This window comes from Collinsella sp. WCA1-178-WT-3 (M1), from assembly GCF_009696325.1.
In the GTDB taxonomy this organism is placed as follows: Bacteria; Actinomycetota; Coriobacteriia; order Coriobacteriales; family Coriobacteriaceae; genus Collinsella.
The window spans coordinates 13,372-31,796 of record NZ_VUME01000001.1; the positions used below are offsets into that span (position 1 = coordinate 13,372).

The window sequence follows — 18,425 nt, forward strand, 5'->3', positions numbered from 1 at the left end:
ATTCAAAAGAAGCCCGCGCGAGGGATTGGGATGGCCTCGCGCGGGAAAAGCGGTCGCGTCCACACGGTGGGGTGGGGTCGGGCGCGGTGGCTCCTATTGGGGAAGCTCGATTTCGGCTTCCGACGGGATGCGGAAGTAGGTCTCGGTCCAGTCGGTGAGCTTGCGCTCGAGTTCGCGGGTGATGGCGCCATCAAGCATGCGCCACGTCCAGTTACCGCCCAGGGTGGCGGGGGTGTTAATGCGCGCCTCGTTGCCCAGATTGAGCAGGTCCTGCATGGTGTAGATACAGGTATCGCTCACGCTGGCGGCGATGGTGCGGTTGAGCGCGTCGGCCATGGACTCGCCTGCCTGCTGGTGGGTATACAGGGCCGCCTGCTCGCGCTGACGCGGGGTGGCCGTCCCCTCATACCAGCCGCGTGCCGTTTCGTTGTCATGCGTTCCGACGTAGGCGACGGTGTTGGCAATGTAGTTGTGGGGCAGATAGTAGGAGTTGCTGCCTTCAAAAGCGAACTGCAGAATCTTCATGCCGGGGAAGCCCGTGGTGTCGCGCATGTCGATGACGCCGGGGGTAAGAAAGCCCAGGTCTTCGGCAATGATGGGAAGCGTGCCGAGCTTTTCCTCGAGCACCTTGAAGAGCTTGAGGCCGGGTCCCTGCGTCCATGAACCATATGACGAATCGGGAGAGGAGAACGGCACCTCCCAAAAGGCTTCAAAGCCGCGGAAGTGGTCCAGACGGATGATGTCGTACATGTCGAGGGCAGCACGGACGCGGTCTTCCCACCAGGAGAAGCCGTCTGCTTCCATAGCATCCCAGTCATAGATGGGGTTGCCCCAGTACTGGCCGGTGGCCGAGAACTGATCAGGCGGCGTTCCCGCGACGCTGACGGGATTGCCGGCGGCGTCGATCTTAAAGAGCTCGGGCGTGGCCCACATCTCGACGGAGTCGCGCGAGACATAGATGGGCAGGTCGCCGATGATCAGGATGTCGTGCTCGTTGGCATAGGCCTTGAGGCGGCTCCACTGGCGATCGAAGAAATACTGCGTCATCTGGTGGTAGAGCATGCGCTCGGGATGGGTGGCGCAGACCTTGGCGGATGCCGCGCCGCGGCGGCGGAGCTCCTCGGGCCACTCCCAAAAGGCTTTGAGTCCGCACTCCTCCTTCACGGTCATAAACTCGCAGTAGGGAATGAGCCAGTCCTCGTTTGCCTGGATAAAGTCGTCGAAATCGGCCGGCTTGTCGGCAGCAAAGCGCTCAGCGGCTCGATCGAGAATCTGACGGCGGCCAACAAAGATGGCGCCGTAGTCGACGTTGCTGGGGTCGGAACCAAGGAAGACGCCGTCGATGTCACGCTGCTCCAGATAGCCGGCTTCGATAAGCTCGGCAAAGTCGATCAAGTTGGGGTTGCCTGCGCGGGCCGAGAACGACTGATAGGGCGAATCGCCATAGCTGGTCGTCGTAAGGGGCAGGATTTGCCAGTAATGTTGTTTGCACGAGGCGAGAAAATCGACGAAGTCGTAGGCATTCCAGCCAAAGCCGCCGATTCCGTATGGTCCGGGCAGAGATGAGACGGGCATGAGGACGCCGCTTGCACGCTCCATGAATGCGCTCACCAACCTTCTTGTTGTGGGGTCGGCCTGCCGATGGGTGTGCAGTCCGCCTCCGATGTTCTGATTCGATACACCTATTGTATACATGTTGTTTAAACATGTATAGGCAAGATAAATAAGTTGGTCGATTTTCGGCGAATGGTTACATGCCATGAAAAAGCCCCGGTCTCACATCGTGAGATCGGGGCAAGAACGGTGTGTAGGTTTTTGCTACTCGGCGTCGGCGAAGCCGTTGGGGTTGTGGCTCTGCCAGTTCCAGCTGTCGCGGCACATGTCTGCGATGTCGTACTGTGCCTTCCAACCCATCATGCGCTCGGCCTTGGAGGCATCACACCAGTTGGCGGCGATGTCGCCGGCGCGGCGCTCGCGAATCACGTAGGGCAGCTCTTTGCCACAGGCCTTGGAGAAGGCGGCGACGACCTCGAGCACCGAGGTGCCGGTGCCGGTGCCCAGGTTAAAGATCTCAACGCCGGTCTTGCCGTTCATCCAGTTGAGGGCGGCCACATGGCCCGATGCCAGGTCGCACACATGGATGTAATCGCGCACGCCGGTGCCGTCGGGGGTGGGGTAGTCGTTGCCAAAGACCTGAACGGCCTCGAGCTTGCCCACGGCAACCTGCGCGACATAAGGCACCAGGTTGTTGGGGATGCCCTTGGGGTCCTCGCCGATCAGGCCCGACGGATGTGCGCCGATGGGGTTGAAGTAGCGGAGCAGCACAACGTTCCACTCGGGGTCGGCGGTGTGAACGTCCATAAGGATCTGCTCAATCATCCACTTGGTCCAGCCATAGGGGTTGGTCGCGGGCTTCTTGGGGTCTTCCTCGGTGACGGGCGGGTTATCCGGATCGCCGTAGACGGTCGAGGAGCTCGAGAAGATGATGGACTTGCAGCCATGGTTGCGCATAACGTCGACGAGCACCAGGGTGTTCTCGATGTTGTTGTGGTAGTACTCGACGGGCTTGCTCACCGACTCGCCGACGGCCTTAAAGCCGGCGAAGTGGATGACGCGGTCGATCTGATGGGTATCGAAGATCTTGTTCATGGCATCGCGGTCGAGCACGTTGGCCTCGTAGAAGGTGAGGTTCTTGGCGGCCTTGTCGCCCACGATGGTCTTGACACGGTCGACGGCGACGGCGCTGGAGTTGGAGAGGTCGTCGACGATGACGACCTGGTAGCCACCCTCGAGCAGCTGAACGACGGTGTGCGAGCCGATAAAGCCGGCGCCACCGGTTACGAGGACGCAGGTGTCTTTGGGGTCGAGTGCTTTGGACATGTAGTCTCCTATCGAATCAGGAACACTTCCTGAGGGAGTATAGCGCAGGCAGGGGCACCCAAAACGTGCAGGGCAGGAAAAGCAGACGAACATGCTAACGTACTCATGGAAATGTTTGGCGTGGGCATAACCTTGACTTTGACGTTTGCATACGAGCCGCCGACCATGGGGTTTCCTGCCGTTCGTGGAAATCGTTGGGACGAGCGCGATGTACGCTAATATGTATGAGTTGAGCGACATATAAATAAACATGTAACGGAGTAGATATGTCACCAAACAGCGATTCCATCCTTTCCCAGGAGCTTTCGCGTCGCACTGCCCTCAAGGCCTTGTTCGGCGCCGCTTCTGCAGCCGTTCTTTTTGGTCTGCCCGCTCGCGCCCATGCTGCGGAGGCCACCAAGGAAACCACCGACAAGCTCAATGCGGCCCAGGCTCAGCTTGACGAGGTCCAGGCCCAGCTCGACAGCATCGCAAATGAATACGCGGCGCTGGCTAACAAGAACGCCCAGACCCTCAACGATATCGAGAGCGTACAGGGCCAGATTGACAGCACGCAGGCGCAGATTGACGAAAAGAAGGCCGAGCTCAAAAAGAAGCGCGGCGATCTTTCCGATCGCGTTTCCGCCAACTATAAGTCGGGCGGCACCAACATCCTGTCGCTGCTGCTCGCCTCGGGCTCGTTTGAGGAGCTCGTCGCCAATGCGCACTATGTTGAGAAGATCAACAAGAGCGACCGCGACGCCATCGAGGATATCCAGACCATCCAGAAAGAGCTCGATACGCAGAAGTCCGAGCTCGAGTCGCAAAAAGCCGACTTGGAGAAGCTTAAGGACCAGCAGACTGCTCAGATGCAGGACATGCAGGCCAAGCAGCAGGAGGTCCAGACGGTTCTGAACGGCCTCTCCGACGATGTCAAGGAGCTCATGGCTCAGCGCGATTCCGAGATTCTCGCTGCCGCCCAGGCTGAGGAGGCTGCCAAGAAGGCTGCCGCTGCTGCGGCTGCCGCAAACAAGAACAATTCCTACTCGGGTGGTTCGAGCTCGGGTGGCGGATCGTATGCGCCCGGAAATCCGCAACAGAATGCCGGCTCGGGCAAGCAGCAGGCTGTCGTCAACGCATGCTACTCCACGCCTTCGCCTGGCCTGAACTGGTGCGCCGCCTGGGTCACCAACGTCTTCCGCAACGCCGGCGTGGGCTACTTTGGCGGCAACGCGTGCGACATGTTTAACGCCTGGTGCTACAGCTCCGATCGTTCGGCGCTGCAGGTGGGCATGATCGTGGCCGACTCGTCGCACAGTGGCACCGGTATGCCGGGTCTGCTGTACGGACATGTGGGCATCTATGTTGGCGGCGGCATCGTTATGAGCAACGAAGGCGCCATCACGTCGAGGTCGCTTGACTCGTTCATTAGCTTTTACGGTACTGGCTCTGGTGTGCGCTGGGGCTGGCTCGGCGGTATCGCGCTGTCGTAGCTGCGGCTTGGTCCGGGACTGCGGGCGAGGCATAAGGTTGCCTGCTCGGGCAGTCCTGCGCAAGACGAAGGCCACATTAAGTGGCCTTCTTTGCGTGCGGAACTCGCGACCAACCTTATGCCTCGCCCGCAGTCCCGGACCTTCCGGGTTCAAGGCGCGACACACCGGACTGGTTGTCTGAATTAAAGAAAGTGAAGGCCCCTTTTGGGGCCTTCTTTTTATAAAAATTCGCCTACTCGGTGGACTTCGGGTTCTAGGTCTACGCCGAATTGGTCTTTGACGGTTGCTTGGATGTGGCGGATGAGTTCGTCGACGTCGGCGGCGGTGGCGTGGTCGGCGTTGACGATGAAGCCGCAGTGTTTTTCGCTCACCTGGGCGCCGCCGACGGCATGGCCGCGCAGGCCGGCATCCATGATGAGCTTGCCGGCAAAGTGGCCCTCGGGGCGCTTGAAAGTGGAGCCGGCACTCGGCATGTCGAGCGGCTGCTTGTCCTCGCGGCGTTGGCGGTAGTCGTCCATGTCGGCCTTGATCATCGCGGCGTTGCCCGGGGCGAGATTGAAGGTGGCCGAAAGCACGATGAAGCCGTCGTCGGCGATGCGGCTCTTGCGATAGCCCAGATTGAGCTCGTCGACATCGAACTCGATGATGCTGCCGCTACCGCGGGTGCCGTCGTCGAGCATGCGGGCGGGCTTGTAGACGCGTACAGACTCCAGCACGTCGGCCATGCAGGCACCGTAGGCGCCGGCGTTCATGTAGCAGGCGCCGCCGACCGATCCGGGGATGCCCGAGATGGGCTCCATGCCGGTGAGACCGGCCTCGGCTGCCGCGGCCGCAACATCCGAAAGCAGCGCACCGGCTGCTGCCGTAACGTGCGTGCCGTCGACGGTAATGGCGGAGAGGCCCTCGCCTAGCGCTACGACGACGCCGCGTATGCCCTTGTCGCCGACGAGTAGGTCGGAGCCGTTGCCCACGATGGTGAGTGGCAGATCGCAGCGATAGCAGGTATCGAGCGTGGCGACGAGGCCCTGCTCGGTGTCGGGCGTGACAAAGACGTCGGCCGGGCCGCCAATCTTAAACGTGGTGTGCTCGCGCATGGGCTCGCTCATCAACACGTTGTCCTCGCCGGCAACGCCAGCGAGCGCGCACAGCAGGTCCTCGTTAAAAAAGTCGTTCTCGTGCATCCGAATATCCGCCTTTTGGTGGTCGTTGTCATCAATCGATTGCAATATACCCCACCTGGACGTATTTGGTGCGCTGGCGGCGATAAAACAGCCGTCTACCGGATTGGTAAAGTGTTTATCATCAAGGTAGAGGGGCAGTCGCTATACTTTCAAGAGATTGCGCGTAAACCCGGAAGGAGCGAGATGGCCAACAAAGTCACCCTCAAGCAGATCGCCCAGGAGGTGGGGCTTTCCCCCTCGTCGGTCTCGCTTGTTCTCAACAATCGGCCTTGTCGCATCTCGGAAGAAAACCGCAAGCTCATCAAGGAGGTCGCGGCGCGCAACCACTATGTTCCCAACCAGATTGCGCGCAGCCTGGTCATGCGCGAGTCACGCACCCTGGGTCTTATCGTCCCCAACATCGAGAGCCGATTTTTTGCCTCACTTGCCGGTAGCTTGGAAAAGCGCTGCCGCGAGGACGGCTATGCGCTCTTTATTACCAGCTCGGGCGGAAGCGCCGACGACGACCTGGAACTGCTGCGCCAGCTGGTGACGCGCGGCGTCGATGGTGTCTTCCTGGTGGTAGGCGACGAGTTCTCGGACGACCGTGCCCTGCGCGAAGAGGTCAGCCATCTACCCATCCCTGCCGTGATGGTCGACCGCGCCATTGAGGGGCTCGAGTGCGACAAGGTGATGTTCGACCACGAGATGGGTGGCTATATGGCTACCCGCTATCTGATCGAGCAGGGCCACCGTCGCATTGCCTGCTTGGTTAATGCGCGTCGTTCCAATACGGGTCGCAAGCGACTTGCCGGCTATGAGCGCGCGCTGCGCGAGGTTGGCCTGCCTATCGACGCGCGTTTGGAGTTTGAGAGCGAGTACTACATTCCGAGCGCCTACGAGGCCTCGGAGGCGGTGCTCGCAACCGACGCCACTGCCGTATTCGCAAGCTCGGACAACATTGCCCTCGGTTTGCTCAAGCGTTTGCACGAGATGGGGAAGAGCATCCCGGGCGATATTTCGGTGGTGAGCTATGATAACTCGGCGGCCGACGTTCTCTTTGAGCCGGCGCTGACCGCCATTGAGCAGGATCCTGGTGTCCTCGCGGAACATGCTTTTGGCTGCATGTCCAAGCGTCTTGCCGGTAGGGGCGGTAGGCGTGCCGAAGAGGTCGTCCTGGAGCCGGCGCTTATCGTTAAGGGCAGCGTGCTCGAGCTTACTAAACATAACTAAACACGTTTATCAATTTGCAGAGACCGAATGTGGAGCACCTGTGGCAGACAATGCCGCAGGTGAATGTCGCGTTTTGTTGATCGATGTGATTGATAAGGGTGATAAAACGTTTTTTCACCATGATAAAACGTTTTAGCAAATATACTAGTCCCAACGAATGGTTGCCGTATTGGAGGGCGACCGCACAGCGGAGGGACATAAACAATGGCTAAAACACTGGGGACGCCGTGGAAAAAGCTGGGCCACGAGGTGCCGGCTTCCGAGCTCGAGGGCGTCGACCTGTATTGGCGTGCATCGAATTATCTGTCCGTCGGTCAGATCTACCTTCGCTCTAACCCGCTCATGCGCCCCGACTTTGTCGATGAGAAAACCGGCGAGGTGCGTGACTTTGGTCGCCCGGACGTTAAGCACCGCCTGGTCGGTCACTGGGGCACCACGCCCGGCATCAACTTCCTGTTCGGTCATGTCAACCGCCTCATCGCCGATCACAACCAGAACGCGATCTTCTTGATGGGCCCGGGCCACGGTGGCCCCGCTGGCACCGCCCAGTCGTTGCTCGATGGTACCTATCGCGAGATTCGCCCCGACATTACCAATGACGAGGCCGGCCTGCAGAAGTTCTTCCGCCAGTTTTCCTACCCCGGCGGTATTCCGAGCCATTTTGCGCCTGAGACGCCTGGCTCCATCCACGAGGGCGGCGAGCTCGGCTACACGCTCAGCCACGCCTACGGTGCCGTCATGGATAACCCGAGCCTGCTGGCCGTGGCTGTGGTGGGCGACGGCGAGTCCGAGATCGGTCCGCTCGCGACCTCTTGGCAGTCTAACAAGCTCGTGAACCCGGCAACCGATGGTATCGTCCTGCCGATCCTGCACCTCAACGGCTACAAGATCGCCAACCCCACCATTCTTGCCCGCGTGTCCGACGAGGAGCTCACCAAGTTCTTTGAGGGCATGGGCTATAAGCCGCATTTCTTTGTCGCCGGCTTTGACGACGAGAGCCATGCGAGCATTCATGCGCGTTTCGCCGCCCTGTTCGAGCAGGTCTTCGATGAGATCTGCGATATCAAGGCCACCGCTATGGCTCAGGCCACTGCGGGCGAGACCGTGGTCCGTCCGGCCTATCCCATGATCGTGTTCCGTACGCCCAAGGGTTGGACCTGCCCCAAGCAGATTGATGGCAAGAAGACCGAGGACTCCTGGCGCGCCCATCAGGTGCCGCTGGCGAGTGCCAAGGACACCCACGAGCACTTCCGCGTGCTGCGCGAGTGGCTGCGCTCCTACAAGCCCGAGGAGCTCTTTACGCCCGAGGGCCAGGTGCGCCCCGAGGTGACGGCCTTTATGCCGACCGGCGAGCTGCGTATCGGCGCCAATCCCAACGCGAACGGCGGCAAGGTACGCCGCGAGCTCGAGCTTCCCGATATTCACGCTCACGAGATCCCCGTTGCAAGTAAGGGCCACGGCTGGGGCTCCACCGAGGCCGCCCGCGTCTTTGGTGAGTACACTGCCGATGTTCTGGCCAAGAACATGGATGATTTCCGCATCTTCGGTCCCGACGAGACCGCGTCCAACCGCCTGCAGGCTGCCTATAAGGTGACCAAGAAGCAGTGGGATGCCGGTTTCTACGAGGACGACGCCAACGACGAGCTGCTGGCCGGTTCCGGTAAGGTTGTCGAGCAGCTGTCCGAGCACCAGTGCGAGGGCTTCCTCGAGGCCTACGTGCTCACCGGCCGCTCCGGTGTGTGGAGCTCCTACGAGAGCTTTGTCCACGTGGTCGATTCCATGGTCAACCAGCACTGCAAATGGCTCGAAGCAACCAAGCGCGAGATTCCGTGGCGCGCTCCTATCAGCGGCCTCAACATTTTGCTGTCGAGCCATGTCTGGCGCCAGGACCACAACGGCTTTTCGCACCAGGACCCCGGCTTTATCGACCTGCTGCTCAACAAGGCCAACGACACGCATGTCGTGAATGCTTATTATCCGGCCGATGCCAATATGGCCCTTGCTGTGGCCGAGCGCGTCTACCAGTCCACCGACTGCGTCAATGCCATCTTCTGTGGCAAGCAGCCCGCCCCCACCTTCCAGACGGTCGATGAGGCCAAGTCTGAGCTCGCCGAGGGCGTAGCGACCTGGGAGTGGGCATCGACTGCCGACTCGCTCGCCGAGGCCGACGTCGTGGTCGCTACTTGCGGTGACGTGCCGACGCTCGAGGCACTGGCCGCAACCGATATGCTGCGCGGGCTGGGCATCAAGGTCTGGTTTGTCAACGTGGTCGATCTGCTCAAGATCCAGAACGTCTGCGAGAACGACCAAGCCATCAGCGATGAGCGCTGGGCTGAGCTGTTTGGCCGCGGCGAGAAGCCCGTGCTCTTCGCATTCCACGCTTATGCCGGCACGATTCGCCGCCTGATCTGGAACCGCCCCGGCCACGATGCCTTCCGCGTCCACGGCTACGAGGAGAAGGGCTCCACGACCACGCCGTTTGACATGCTGCGCCTGAACAACATGGACCGCTGGGCCCTGGCCGCCGACGTGCTGCGCATGGTTGACGCCGATAAGTTTGCCGAGCAGATTGATGAGTGGGAGGCCTTCCGCACCGAGGCCTTTGAGTTCGCGTGCGACGAGGGCTTCGATCACCCGGCCTTTACCGACTGGGTCTGGCCCGACGCCGCAGCCGCAACCGCTGCCGACGGCGTACTCTCCGCAACGCAGCTAACTGCTGGCGACAACGAATAGCATCCGGGACGGTCTCGCGCTGGGGCCTGCTCCGGGCGGGTTGCCTTGCTCCGGGAAGTGGGCTTCGCGAACTTCTCAGAGGAAGGCACCCGCCCGGAGGCGGCCCTCTCGACCGTTTCGATCTGCGGGGGCTGATTCTTTTTTATGTAATGGGGACCTTGCTTACGCTGCCTTAGAAGCCGTGCATCTAACTATGGTTAGCCAAAATTACATTGCCGGGGCCGGGGAGGCATGCTTTGTTTTGAGAAGTTCGCGGAGCCCACTTCCAAAACCAAGCACCCCGCCCTCGTCCGTGAACTTTTCCGCTGGGCGAGCCATAGACACCACGCACCGATGCGGTAAAGCGGCGGCTTGAAATTGGTGCTATATTCAACTTGAGTTGTTTAATACTAGTACGGGAGGCTGATATGGGGCTGTTCAAGAAGAAAAACCCGCAGGATGCCTTTGATCCCGATGTGTTTACCATCACGGATACGATTTTGGACCCGCCGCGGTTTACGTTTTTGCCGGCTATCTACCAGGATGCCACGCGTCGCAAGTGGGCCGTGCATCAGCGCGGCGGCGAGCCGAAGATTTTTGACTATGCGGACGTGCTGCAGTGCGAGATTGTCGAGACCGGAAATCCCGAGGATGTGCCGGAGCTTAGCAATCGCGAACTAGCTCAGCAGATTTTGATTAATCCAGCTCAGGCTACCAAAAACAACGCTGCCAAGCGTAATATGTGCCTTGGTATGGGTGTCATCGTTGCCGTGCAAACCGGCGAGGATGAGATTTCGAAGCTTGAGATTCCGGTGACCGCGGGCGAAGTCAAGCGAGACTCCGGCCTATATCGGTCGTATCGGAACGTTGCGGAGCAGATCAAAGAAGCCTTCGACGCCATGGGGCGTCCGGAGCAATGATGCCCGCAGCATCAAGCGGTTGAGGAGCCTTGCCCATGTCGAGTGAACCATATGCGATTCCGCCCAAAGATCGCGCCTTTGAGGGCATTCTTTGGTATATCAAACATTATGACCTGCAGGGTGGTGACCGGCTGCCCGCCGAGCGTGTGCTCTGTGAAGAGCTGGGCGTGTCACGCACGGCGTTGCGCGCTGCGATCACGCGTCTGATTTCGTGCGGAACTTTGGAAAGCCGCCGCGGTTCGGGCACCTATGTGTGTCCTCCCAAACCGCTGAACATCTTTCAGGAAACATGGAACTATACGCAGGCGGTGGAGAGGGTTGGCTCAAAGTCGACCGCGCGCCTGGTTTGGTCCAAGGTCGTGTACGCCGATATCGATTTGGCCCAAAAAGCCCAGATCGACCTGGGCACGCCGCTCTTCTGCATTCGACGTGTGCGCGTGGTTAATGGTTCCCCGGCGTCGATTGAGACGGCTCACGTCAACCTGTCTTTGTGCCCCTCGCTTCCCGATCACGATTTTGAGCAGGAAAGCCTCTACGACGTTTTGCTCAAAGAGGGGAATGTCCATGTGGCGCACGGCAAGGAGTATATTTCCATCAGCCGTCTGAACGCCGACGAGGCCAAGTTGCTGGGTGCCCAGGAGGGCACGCCGGTGTTTTACAAAGCTTCGCACGAGCGTGACGAGAACGATGGCTTTGTCGAGTATTGCAAATCCGTGATTCTGCCGACCAAGTATCGTTTTGCCGATAACGGCGAGGCGGACGGCGTTGCGACGAAGGTGGGTGTCGAATGGCTGATGCAGTAGAAGACTTGCCGGTTTACAAGCAAATTCGCCGCTGCATTGCGGAGCGAATTGAGCGCGGCGACTACCCGACAGGCTCGATGATTCCGTCCGAAAACGAGCTGGCCGAGGAGTTTGGCACGACGCGCCTGACAATCCGAAGCGCCATGGACGAGCTGGTCAAAAGTGGCCAGATTCGTCGGGTACAGGGCAAGGGCGCCTTTGTGGGACACAAGTGGTTTGACGAGCACGAACGCAAGGGCGGCTTCCGCCAGTCGGTTCTGGCGTCGGGTGCGACGCCGTCGGTGCGCATCCTGGCGCGCTCCAAACGCTACGCCGGCCCGTATTACGCCGACCTGTTTGACATCGCCGAGGACGATCTGCTTTACTCGGTGCGCCGTCTCAACTGCATTGATGGTGAGCCCGTATCGATCGAGATGACGCTGATTCCGTGTCTGCTGTTTCCGGGCATCGAAGACGTGGACATTTCGGTCTTCAGCCTGTTCGAGACCTATGACATGTTGGGGCGCAAGCCGGACAAGTCGATTGAGAAACTCGATATTGAAGCGCTGGGCGCACGCGATGCGAGTTTGCTCAATCTTGAGCCGGGCGATCTGGCGCTCGTACTGGAATGCCTGACCTATGACTCGAGTGGGCAGCCGATTGAGCATGCCAAGTCTTTTAACCGCGGCGATGCCGGCGGATATACCTACAACTATTAGCGTTTAGAGCATCCTCGTACACGGCGGGGTGCTCATTTTTTTACGGACATGTGTCGCATGACCGATGAGCGGCAAAAACTGACCGTCTACCGAGACGGGAGGACGAAATCAAAAAATCGGTATTAAAAACGGCTAACCTGTAATCGTTCACTGGTATTAAGAACCTTTGAATTGTTGAGCTTGGGGCCAAGATGTCCACAAGGTTAAGCGGCGCGACGGGGCGGCAAGCCCGGCCAGTCCGTGCGACAATTCGAACTGCTCGTGAAAGGAACGGGAATGAAGGAGACCGAGAAGATCGAGATCATGCACTTCGACCAGGAGGGCTACCTCGAGGACGGCAGGAACGTCTACGAGGCCGGCAAGCGGATGACCGCCCTGGCCGACCGCGTGCACGAGGAGGGCTACGACGCCGTCTTCCTGATGGGCGTCGGCGGCACCTGGGACGAGTTCATGCAGCTCGAGTACCTCATGAACAAGTTCGGCGACCGCGACCTCGAGGTCTACCTGATCCACGCCGCCGAGTGGAACGTCATGGGCCACAAGCGCATGACCGACAAATCCGTCGTGCTGACCGCCTCCGAGTCCGGCACCACCCCCGAGGTGCTCGAGGCCATCGGCAAGATGAAGGAGATGGGCGTGCGCGTCTTCGCCATGACCAACCCCGAGGGCAAGATCGGGCAGGCCGTGGGCGCCGAGAACTGCGTCATGATGGCCTCCGACCACGGCGCCGGCGGCTGCGAGAAGGGCTACTACCTCGCCGACTGCTTCGGCCTGCGCCTGCTCAACCGCCGCGGCTGCTTCCCCAAGTTCGACCTGTTCATCGAGCAGACGAAGGACGTCTGGAAGGACTTGCTCGACATCCGCAAGCGCTTCGAGCCGCGCGCCGAGGAGATCGCCAGGAAGTACGCGCTGGCCGACTACACCATGTTCATCGGCTCGGGGGCCCTCTGGGGCGAGACCATCCTGTACTCCATGTGCCTGCTCGAGGAGATGCAGTGGAAGCGCATCCGCCACATCACCTCGCACGACTTCTTCCACGGCACGCTCGAGCTGCTCGAGCCCGGCGTCCCGGTGTTCCTGTTCATGGGCGAGGACGAGTGCCGCGCCCTCGACGAGCGCGTCCGCGCCTTCCTCACCAGCGGCGTGACCGGCGACGAGGACTACGTCATCATCGACACCGCCGAGTACGCGATCCCGGGCCTGGACGACGACTTCCGCGTCATCGTGTCGCCGTGGATCCTGTCCGTGCTGACCACCGACCGCCTCTCGCGCAACTACGAGCTGGTCACCAAGCACAACCTCAAGTACCGCCGCTACTACCACCAGTTCGACTACTAATTCTATTTGGGGGAAACCGCAATGAGGCAATACATCTTTGCCAGCCACGCGCATTTTGCGACCGGCATCAAGGAGAGCACCGAGCTACTCTCGGGCGCGCGCGATAACGTCCACGATCTGTCGATGTTTGTCGACGGCCGCACCGACGTCGCCGAGGAGGCCGCCAAGCTCCTGGCGACTATCGATCCCGCCGACGATGTGATCGTGTGCACCGACCTGTTTGGCGGCAGCGTCAACAACGAGTTCACCAAGATCGTCCAGACGCGCCCCAACACCTACCTGATTGCCAACATGAATCTGCCGCTGCTGATTCAGTTGCTCTTCTCGGACCAGGAGGCTCCCGCCGACCAGGTTATCCGCGAGATCCTCGCGGCTGACGACACGCGCGTCAAGTTTGTCAACGACCTGCTGACCGATGCGGATGACGAGGAAGAGTTCTAGTCACCGCCTGCTAATAATGGGGCCGGGTTTCCGGCATGAGACCTTTGGGGGTCAATCATGATTCAATTGGTTCGCGTCGACCATCGTCTGCTTCATGGCCAGGTGGCCGTCTCTTGGGTCCAGGGCCTGGGCTCCGACTGCATCTTCTGCGTTGGCGACAAGGTTGCCAACGATCCCGTCTGGAAGACCACGCTCAAGATGGGAAAGCCGGCCAACGCCAAGCTCGTCATCAAGGACATGGAGCACGCCATCGAGGCTATTAACTCCGGTGTCACCGATAAGTACAAGATGATCATCTGCGTCGCCAGCATCGCTGAGGCCAAGCAGCTTGCCGAAGGCTGCCCGCAGATTACCTCCATCAACCTGGGCAACACCAAGTCCAAGGATGAGCAGCGTCCCGATGCCCGTAAGATCTCCCGTCAGATCTTTGTGACCGCTGTCGAGGAAGAGGACATTCGCGAGCTCGTCGGCCGCGGAATCGAGGTCGAGATTCGCGCTCTGGCCGACGACCCCAAGGTCGATGCTCTAAGCGCCCTCTAATTGGGAACCACGGGGCGGCGCGTACGGCGCCGCCCTGCTCGTGGGCGTACCGGATAAACGCTTTACCCGTTGCCCCATCTACCGTTCACCGGGAGTACCTGCCCGTTGAGCGATTGGTATTAAATAGTTATCGCATGACTATATAATTGGTATCAAATCATTTGCACCGGTTTAGGTGTTAACAGCACACCGGTACAAGCTGGATCTGTCTGGGCGATTGTCGGCATGGAAAAGGGCGCGCTGACAAGTCGGGAATCGCCACGCGGATCCAAGAGGGATCAAAGGGAGGAACAATGCTTGTTCAAGCGATCCTCATCGGACTTATCGCTGCCTTCGGTAAGCTCGATTATCAGCTCGGTACGCTCTATGCGTTCCGCCCGATCGTTCTGTGCCCGCTCGTCGGCATAGTCCTCGGGGACCTACAGTCCGGCCTCGCCATCGGTGCGAGCCTCGAGCTGCTCTTCATGGGTTCTATCGCCATCGGCGCTTATGTGCCGCCCGATGAGACGATTGGCGGCGTGCTTGCCTGCGCCTTCGCTATTCAGCTGGGTCAGAGCACCGAGGCCGCTATCGCGCTCGCGATGCCCATCGCCACTCTGACCCTGGCTATCAAGAACGTCGTCAATGCCGGTATGCCCCTTCTGGTCGACCGTGCCGACGTCTTTGCCAGCAAGGGTAACCTCAAGGGTATCTACGCTATGCACTGGATTATCGGTCTCGTGATTGTCGTTCTGGCCTTTGTCCTGTGCTCCGTCTCCTTCTATCTGGGTGCCGACGCTGTTCAGGGCCTGCTCGACTTCATCCCGACGTTCGTCCTCGATGGCTTTGGCGTCGCAGCCAACATCCTGCCTGCCATGGGCTTCGCCATGCTCGGCCGTCTGGTGCTTACCAAGCAGCTCGTGCCGTTCTACTTCCTGGGCTTCCTGCTGTGCTCCTATGCCAACGTGCCCGTCCTCGGCGTCGCTCTGATCGCAATCATCATCGGCATCGACAAGTACGACCTGCTGGGCCTTGGTGGCGCCCAGCCCCAGCTTTCTGTGGAAGGGGATGAGGACGATGACTTCTAATTCCGAGAACCAGATTACTCGCTCCGACCTCATTAAGAGCGCCGTGAACACCGGCGCCCTGGGCATGGAATTCTCCTGGACCTACTACAAGCAGATGAACATTGCCTTCTGCCTGATGGTCGCCAACATGCTCAAGAAGATCTATGCCGGCCGTCCCGACGATTACGCCGAGGCCCTGCACCGTCACAGCGCGTTCTTCAACATCACCCCGCAGCTCGCTCCCTTCGTGGGCGGCATCGCGATGGCCATGGAGGAGAAAGTCGCTCGTGGCGAGGTTGAGCCCGAGAGCGTCAACGACATCAAGGCCGCCCTTATGGGCCCGCTTTCCGGCCTGGGTGACTCCTTCTTCCTGTCCACCCTGCGCGTCGTCGCCGCTGCCGTGGGCATCAGCCTGTGCCAGGCCGGAAACGTCTTTGGCCCCATCGCTTTCCTGCTCATCTACAACATCCCGGCGTTCCTGATTCGTATCTTTGGCGCTATCAAGGGTTATGAGCTGGGCATTGGCTTCCTCGACGAGGCTCAGAAGACCGGCCTGATGCAAAAGATCATGGCCTGCGTCGGCATCGTCGGCGTCATGGTCGTTGGCGCCATGAGCAAGGACATGTTCTGGGCTTCGCTGCCCGTCGCTATCGGTCAGGGCGACTCCGCCCAGACTCTCCAGGACATCCTGGACGGCATCATGCCCGGTATGCTCGGCATGGCCGCCTTCTGGCTCTACTACTGGCTGCTCTCCAAGAAGATCAACCCGATGGTCTTGATCCTCTGCACCATGGTCGTGGGCATCATCGGTGCTTACTTTGGCGTGCTTGCCTAATATGTTCGAATCGCGCTTCCATCGCGTCTAACGGTTGCGTCGATCTTTGGGGGCTTGTCGCATCTGCGGCGGCCCCCTGTTTTTTAAAACTCCGTACGAAAGGGGAGGGCTATGGTCGTACCCGAGCTTTCGCTCATGAACATCAACCATCGTTACTACAGCATCGAGACGTTTTTTAAGGCTGCAGGTGAGGCCGGCTATCGCAATATCGAGCTGTGGACCGGCTCGATGCACCTGTATGTGGATTGCCATGAGCACGAATCGGTGGATAAGATTCGCGATCTTGCCGCCCAGTACGGCATCAAGATCGTGTGCGTGTGCCCCGAGCAGAACAACCCCAAGCCGTGGAACGTCGCGGTGCGCGGCGAGGCGGGCCAAAAACGCATCCTCTCGTACTTTAAGAATGTGATCGACGTAGCCGTTGAATTGGGCGCGCCGCAGATTCTGGTGACGAGTGGTTGGGCCTATCTGGACGAGCCGGCTGAGGACGCCTGGGCCCGTAGCGTTGCCATGCTGCGCTCGGTGTGCGACTACGCCGACACGCGCGGTATTCGCGTCGCGCTCGAGGCGCTGCAGCCGTCGGAGTCCGTGCTGGTCAACACTGCACAGGATGTGGCGCGCCTCCTCGAGGCGGTCGATCGCCCCAACCTGAAGGCTTGTATCGACTTTGGCGCCATGGAAGTTGCCGGCGACACGATCGACGGCTACTTTGAGGTTTTGGGCAACAAGATCGTTCACACCCACTTTGTAGATGTGGGCGGCGGCACGACGCATCTTGCCTGGGGCGACGGCGAGCGTGATATGCGTGCCGACCTCGAGGCACTCATGCGCCACGGCTATACGGGCTATGTCTCGGCCGAGACGTGTGATGGCCGCTACTATCAGGATCCGTCCAAGGCGACGACTCAGGTTATCGAGATGTATCGCCGTGTGACAGCGGAGATGGAGGCCGAATAACTAAACTGCGCGGTTGCGCCGGAAACGCTTGGGCGGGTCTGGCGCAACGCTTTTATAGCTGGCGAGTTGTGGGGAGCCCGTTGGCAGTAGCGCTCGAAATAGACAACTATTGGCGTTGTAATACCACTCGGACGAGGAAACCGACCGTTCGCCGCAAATCTCCGTGAGTTTAGATTGGTATTAAATAACAAGCAATCGTATGGCTATAATTGGTATCAGCAAGAAGCGCGATGTATAGAATTGCGCACATGTGATGGGAGGACACACATGAAGGAGACCGAGAAGATCGAGATCATGCACTTCGACCAGGAGGGCTACCTCGAGGACGGCAGGAACGTCTACGAGGCCGGCAAGCGGATGACCGCCCTGGCCGACCGCGTGCACGAGGAGGGCTACGACGCCGTCTTCCTGATGGGCGTCGGCGGCACCTGGGACGAGTTCATGCAGCTCGAGTACCTCATGAACAAGTTCGGCGACCGCGACCTCGAGGTCTACCTGATCCACGCCGCCGAGTGGAACGTCATGGGCCACAAGCGCATGACCGACAAATCCGTCGTGCTGACCGCCTCCGAGTCCGGCACCACCCCCGAGGTGCTCGAGGCCATCGGCAAGATGAAGGAGATGGGCGTGCGCGTCTTCGCCATGACCAACCCCGAGGGCAAGATCGGGCAGGCCGTGGGCGCCGAGAACTGCGTCATGATGGCCTCCGACCACGGCGCCGGCGGCTGCGAGAAGGGCTACTACCTCGCCGACTGCTTCGGCCTGCGCCTGCTCAACCGCCGCGGCTGCTTCCCCAAGTTCGACCTGTTCATCGAGCAGACGAAGGACGTCTGGAAGGACTTGCTCGACATCCGCAAGCGCTTCGAGCCGCGCGCCGAGGAGATCGCCAGGAAGTACGCGCTGGCCGACTACACCATGTTCATCGGCTCGGGGGCCCTCTGGGGCGAGACCATCCTGTACTCCATGTGCCTGCTCGAGGAGATGCAGTGGAAGCGCATCCGCCACATCACCTCGCACGACTTCTTCCACGGCACGCTCGAGCTGCTCGAGCCCGGCGTCCCGGTGTTCCTGTTCATGGGCGAGGACGAGTGCCGCGCCCTCGACGAGCGCGTCCGCGCCTTCCTCACCAGCGGCGTGACCGGCGACGAGGACTACGTCATCATCGACACCGCCGAGTACGCGATCCCGGGCCTGGACGACGACTTCCGCGTCATCGTGTCGCCGTGGATCCTGTCCGTGCTGACCACCGACCGCCTCTCGCGCAACTACGAGCTGGTCACCAAGCACAACCTCAAGTACCGCCGCTACTACCACCAGTTCGACTACTAAGAGCTGGTCACGGGTCCGATATCTTGGCTGGTTGATATCTCAACCCTGCACAAGGGCGTCC

The 18,425-nt window shown here is 60.1% G+C and carries 16 protein-coding genes; 13 read left to right on the forward strand and 3 right to left on the reverse strand.

What is annotated here, in order from left to right:
- Nucleotides 1–93: 93 nt before the first annotated feature.
- Together malQ and galE are read right to left on the reverse strand one after the other, a co-directional pair.
- A complete protein-coding gene (gene malQ / locus FYJ40_RS00055; protein WP_370513634.1) occupies nucleotides 94–1,611 on the reverse strand; it encodes a 4-alpha-glucanotransferase in 1,518 nt (505 codons plus the stop codon).
- A 207-nt stretch (nucleotides 1,612–1,818) separates the two neighbouring features.
- Nucleotides 1,819–2,880, reverse strand: coding sequence for a UDP-glucose 4-epimerase GalE (gene galE, locus FYJ40_RS00060; protein WP_154515134.1), 1,062 nt, complete (start codon nucleotides 2,878–2,880; stop codon nucleotides 1,819–1,821).
- A gap of 266 nt (nucleotides 2,881–3,146) precedes the next feature.
- Between galE and FYJ40_RS00065 the strand changes: the two genes are divergently transcribed.
- On the forward strand, nucleotides 3,147–4,352 hold the full coding sequence (locus FYJ40_RS00065; RefSeq protein WP_154515132.1) for a hypothetical protein: 1,206 nt from the start codon (nucleotides 3,147–3,149) through the stop codon (nucleotides 4,350–4,352).
- 218 nt (nucleotides 4,353–4,570) lie between these two features.
- Here FYJ40_RS00065 and murB read toward each other — a convergent pair whose 3' ends face one another.
- On the reverse strand, nucleotides 4,571–5,533 hold the full coding sequence (murB, locus tag FYJ40_RS00070; protein WP_154515130.1) for a UDP-N-acetylmuramate dehydrogenase: 963 nt from the start codon (nucleotides 5,531–5,533) through the stop codon (nucleotides 4,571–4,573).
- Between the two features lie 183 nt (nucleotides 5,534–5,716).
- On the opposite strand from murB, the gene FYJ40_RS00075 reads away from it, so the two are divergent.
- From FYJ40_RS00075 to FYJ40_RS00130, 12 genes are all read left to right on the forward strand, one after another.
- Nucleotides 5,717–6,745 carry a LacI family DNA-binding transcriptional regulator gene (locus FYJ40_RS00075; RefSeq protein ID WP_118388843.1) on the forward strand — a complete coding sequence of 343 codons (1,029 nt, stop codon included), beginning with the start codon at nucleotides 5,717–5,719 and terminating at the stop codon, nucleotides 6,743–6,745.
- 204 nt (nucleotides 6,746–6,949) lie between these two features.
- Nucleotides 6,950–9,478, forward strand: coding sequence for a phosphoketolase (locus FYJ40_RS00080; protein ID WP_154515128.1), 2,529 nt, complete (start codon nucleotides 6,950–6,952; stop codon nucleotides 9,476–9,478).
- Between the two features lie 407 nt (nucleotides 9,479–9,885).
- Entirely contained in the window at nucleotides 9,886–10,377 is a 492-nt protein-coding gene (locus FYJ40_RS00085) for a hypothetical protein (RefSeq protein ID WP_154515126.1), read from the forward strand.
- 35 nt (nucleotides 10,378–10,412) lie between these two features.
- Nucleotides 10,413–11,180 (forward strand): GntR family transcriptional regulator, encoded by a 768-nt coding sequence (locus FYJ40_RS00090; RefSeq protein ID WP_154515124.1) that lies wholly within the window; start codon nucleotides 10,413–10,415, stop codon nucleotides 11,178–11,180.
- On the forward strand, nucleotides 11,165–11,878 hold the full coding sequence (locus FYJ40_RS00095; protein WP_154515122.1) for a GntR family transcriptional regulator: 714 nt from the start codon (nucleotides 11,165–11,167) through the stop codon (nucleotides 11,876–11,878). The genes FYJ40_RS00090 and FYJ40_RS00095 overlap by 16 nt, the downstream gene beginning before the upstream one ends.
- Nucleotides 11,879–12,154: 276 nt before the next feature.
- Nucleotides 12,155–13,216: an SIS domain-containing protein gene (locus tag FYJ40_RS00100; RefSeq protein ID WP_154515109.1), complete on the forward strand. Its 1,062-nt coding sequence runs from the start codon at nucleotides 12,155–12,157 to the stop codon at nucleotides 13,214–13,216.
- Between the two features lie 21 nt (nucleotides 13,217–13,237).
- A complete protein-coding gene (locus tag FYJ40_RS00105) occupies nucleotides 13,238–13,657 on the forward strand; it encodes a PTS sugar transporter subunit IIA (RefSeq protein WP_154515120.1) in 420 nt (139 codons plus the stop codon).
- Between the two features lie 57 nt (nucleotides 13,658–13,714).
- Nucleotides 13,715–14,197 (forward strand): PTS sugar transporter subunit IIB, encoded by a 483-nt coding sequence (locus tag FYJ40_RS00110; protein ID WP_154515117.1) that lies wholly within the window; start codon nucleotides 13,715–13,717, stop codon nucleotides 14,195–14,197.
- A gap of 293 nt (nucleotides 14,198–14,490) precedes the next feature.
- Entirely contained in the window at nucleotides 14,491–15,264 is a 774-nt protein-coding gene (locus tag FYJ40_RS00115) for a PTS sugar transporter subunit IIC (RefSeq protein ID WP_154515115.1), read from the forward strand.
- On the forward strand, nucleotides 15,254–16,078 hold the full coding sequence (locus tag FYJ40_RS00120; protein WP_370450550.1) for a PTS system mannose/fructose/sorbose family transporter subunit IID: 825 nt from the start codon (nucleotides 15,254–15,256) through the stop codon (nucleotides 16,076–16,078). The genes FYJ40_RS00115 and FYJ40_RS00120 overlap by 11 nt, the downstream gene beginning before the upstream one ends.
- Nucleotides 16,079–16,189: 111 nt before the next feature.
- Nucleotides 16,190–17,035 (forward strand): sugar phosphate isomerase/epimerase, encoded by an 846-nt coding sequence (locus FYJ40_RS00125; RefSeq protein ID WP_154515111.1) that lies wholly within the window; start codon nucleotides 16,190–16,192, stop codon nucleotides 17,033–17,035.
- 267 nt (nucleotides 17,036–17,302) lie between these two features.
- Entirely contained in the window at nucleotides 17,303–18,364 is a 1,062-nt protein-coding gene (locus FYJ40_RS00130; protein WP_154515109.1) for an SIS domain-containing protein, read from the forward strand.
- The last annotated feature ends 61 nt before the right edge of the window (nucleotides 18,365–18,425 follow it).

Coding starts and splice junctions, on each gene's coding strand:
- galE (WP_154515134.1), bottom strand. CDS start 2,880: ATGTCCAAAGCACTCGACCCCAAAGACACCTGCGTCCTCGTAACCGGT.
- FYJ40_RS00065 (WP_154515132.1), top strand. CDS start 3,147: ATGTCACCAAACAGCGATTCCATCCTTTCCCAGGAGCTTTCGCGTCGC.
- murB (WP_154515130.1), bottom strand. CDS start 5,533: ATGCACGAGAACGACTTTTTTAACGAGGACCTGCTGTGCGCGCTCGCT.
- FYJ40_RS00075 (WP_118388843.1), top strand. CDS start 5,717: ATGGCCAACAAAGTCACCCTCAAGCAGATCGCCCAGGAGGTGGGGCTT.
- FYJ40_RS00080 (WP_154515128.1), top strand. CDS start 6,950: ATGGCTAAAACACTGGGGACGCCGTGGAAAAAGCTGGGCCACGAGGTG.
- FYJ40_RS00085 (WP_154515126.1), top strand. CDS start 9,886: ATGGGGCTGTTCAAGAAGAAAAACCCGCAGGATGCCTTTGATCCCGAT.
- FYJ40_RS00090 (WP_154515124.1), top strand. CDS start 10,413: ATGTCGAGTGAACCATATGCGATTCCGCCCAAAGATCGCGCCTTTGAG.
- FYJ40_RS00095 (WP_154515122.1), top strand. CDS start 11,165: ATGGCTGATGCAGTAGAAGACTTGCCGGTTTACAAGCAAATTCGCCGC.
- FYJ40_RS00100 (WP_154515109.1), top strand. CDS start 12,155: ATGAAGGAGACCGAGAAGATCGAGATCATGCACTTCGACCAGGAGGGC.
- FYJ40_RS00105 (WP_154515120.1), top strand. CDS start 13,238: ATGAGGCAATACATCTTTGCCAGCCACGCGCATTTTGCGACCGGCATC.
- FYJ40_RS00110 (WP_154515117.1), top strand. CDS start 13,715: ATGATTCAATTGGTTCGCGTCGACCATCGTCTGCTTCATGGCCAGGTG.
- FYJ40_RS00115 (WP_154515115.1), top strand. CDS start 14,491: ATGCTTGTTCAAGCGATCCTCATCGGACTTATCGCTGCCTTCGGTAAG.
- FYJ40_RS00120 (WP_370450550.1), top strand. CDS start 15,254: ATGACTTCTAATTCCGAGAACCAGATTACTCGCTCCGACCTCATTAAG.
- FYJ40_RS00125 (WP_154515111.1), top strand. CDS start 16,190: ATGGTCGTACCCGAGCTTTCGCTCATGAACATCAACCATCGTTACTAC.
- FYJ40_RS00130 (WP_154515109.1), top strand. CDS start 17,303: ATGAAGGAGACCGAGAAGATCGAGATCATGCACTTCGACCAGGAGGGC.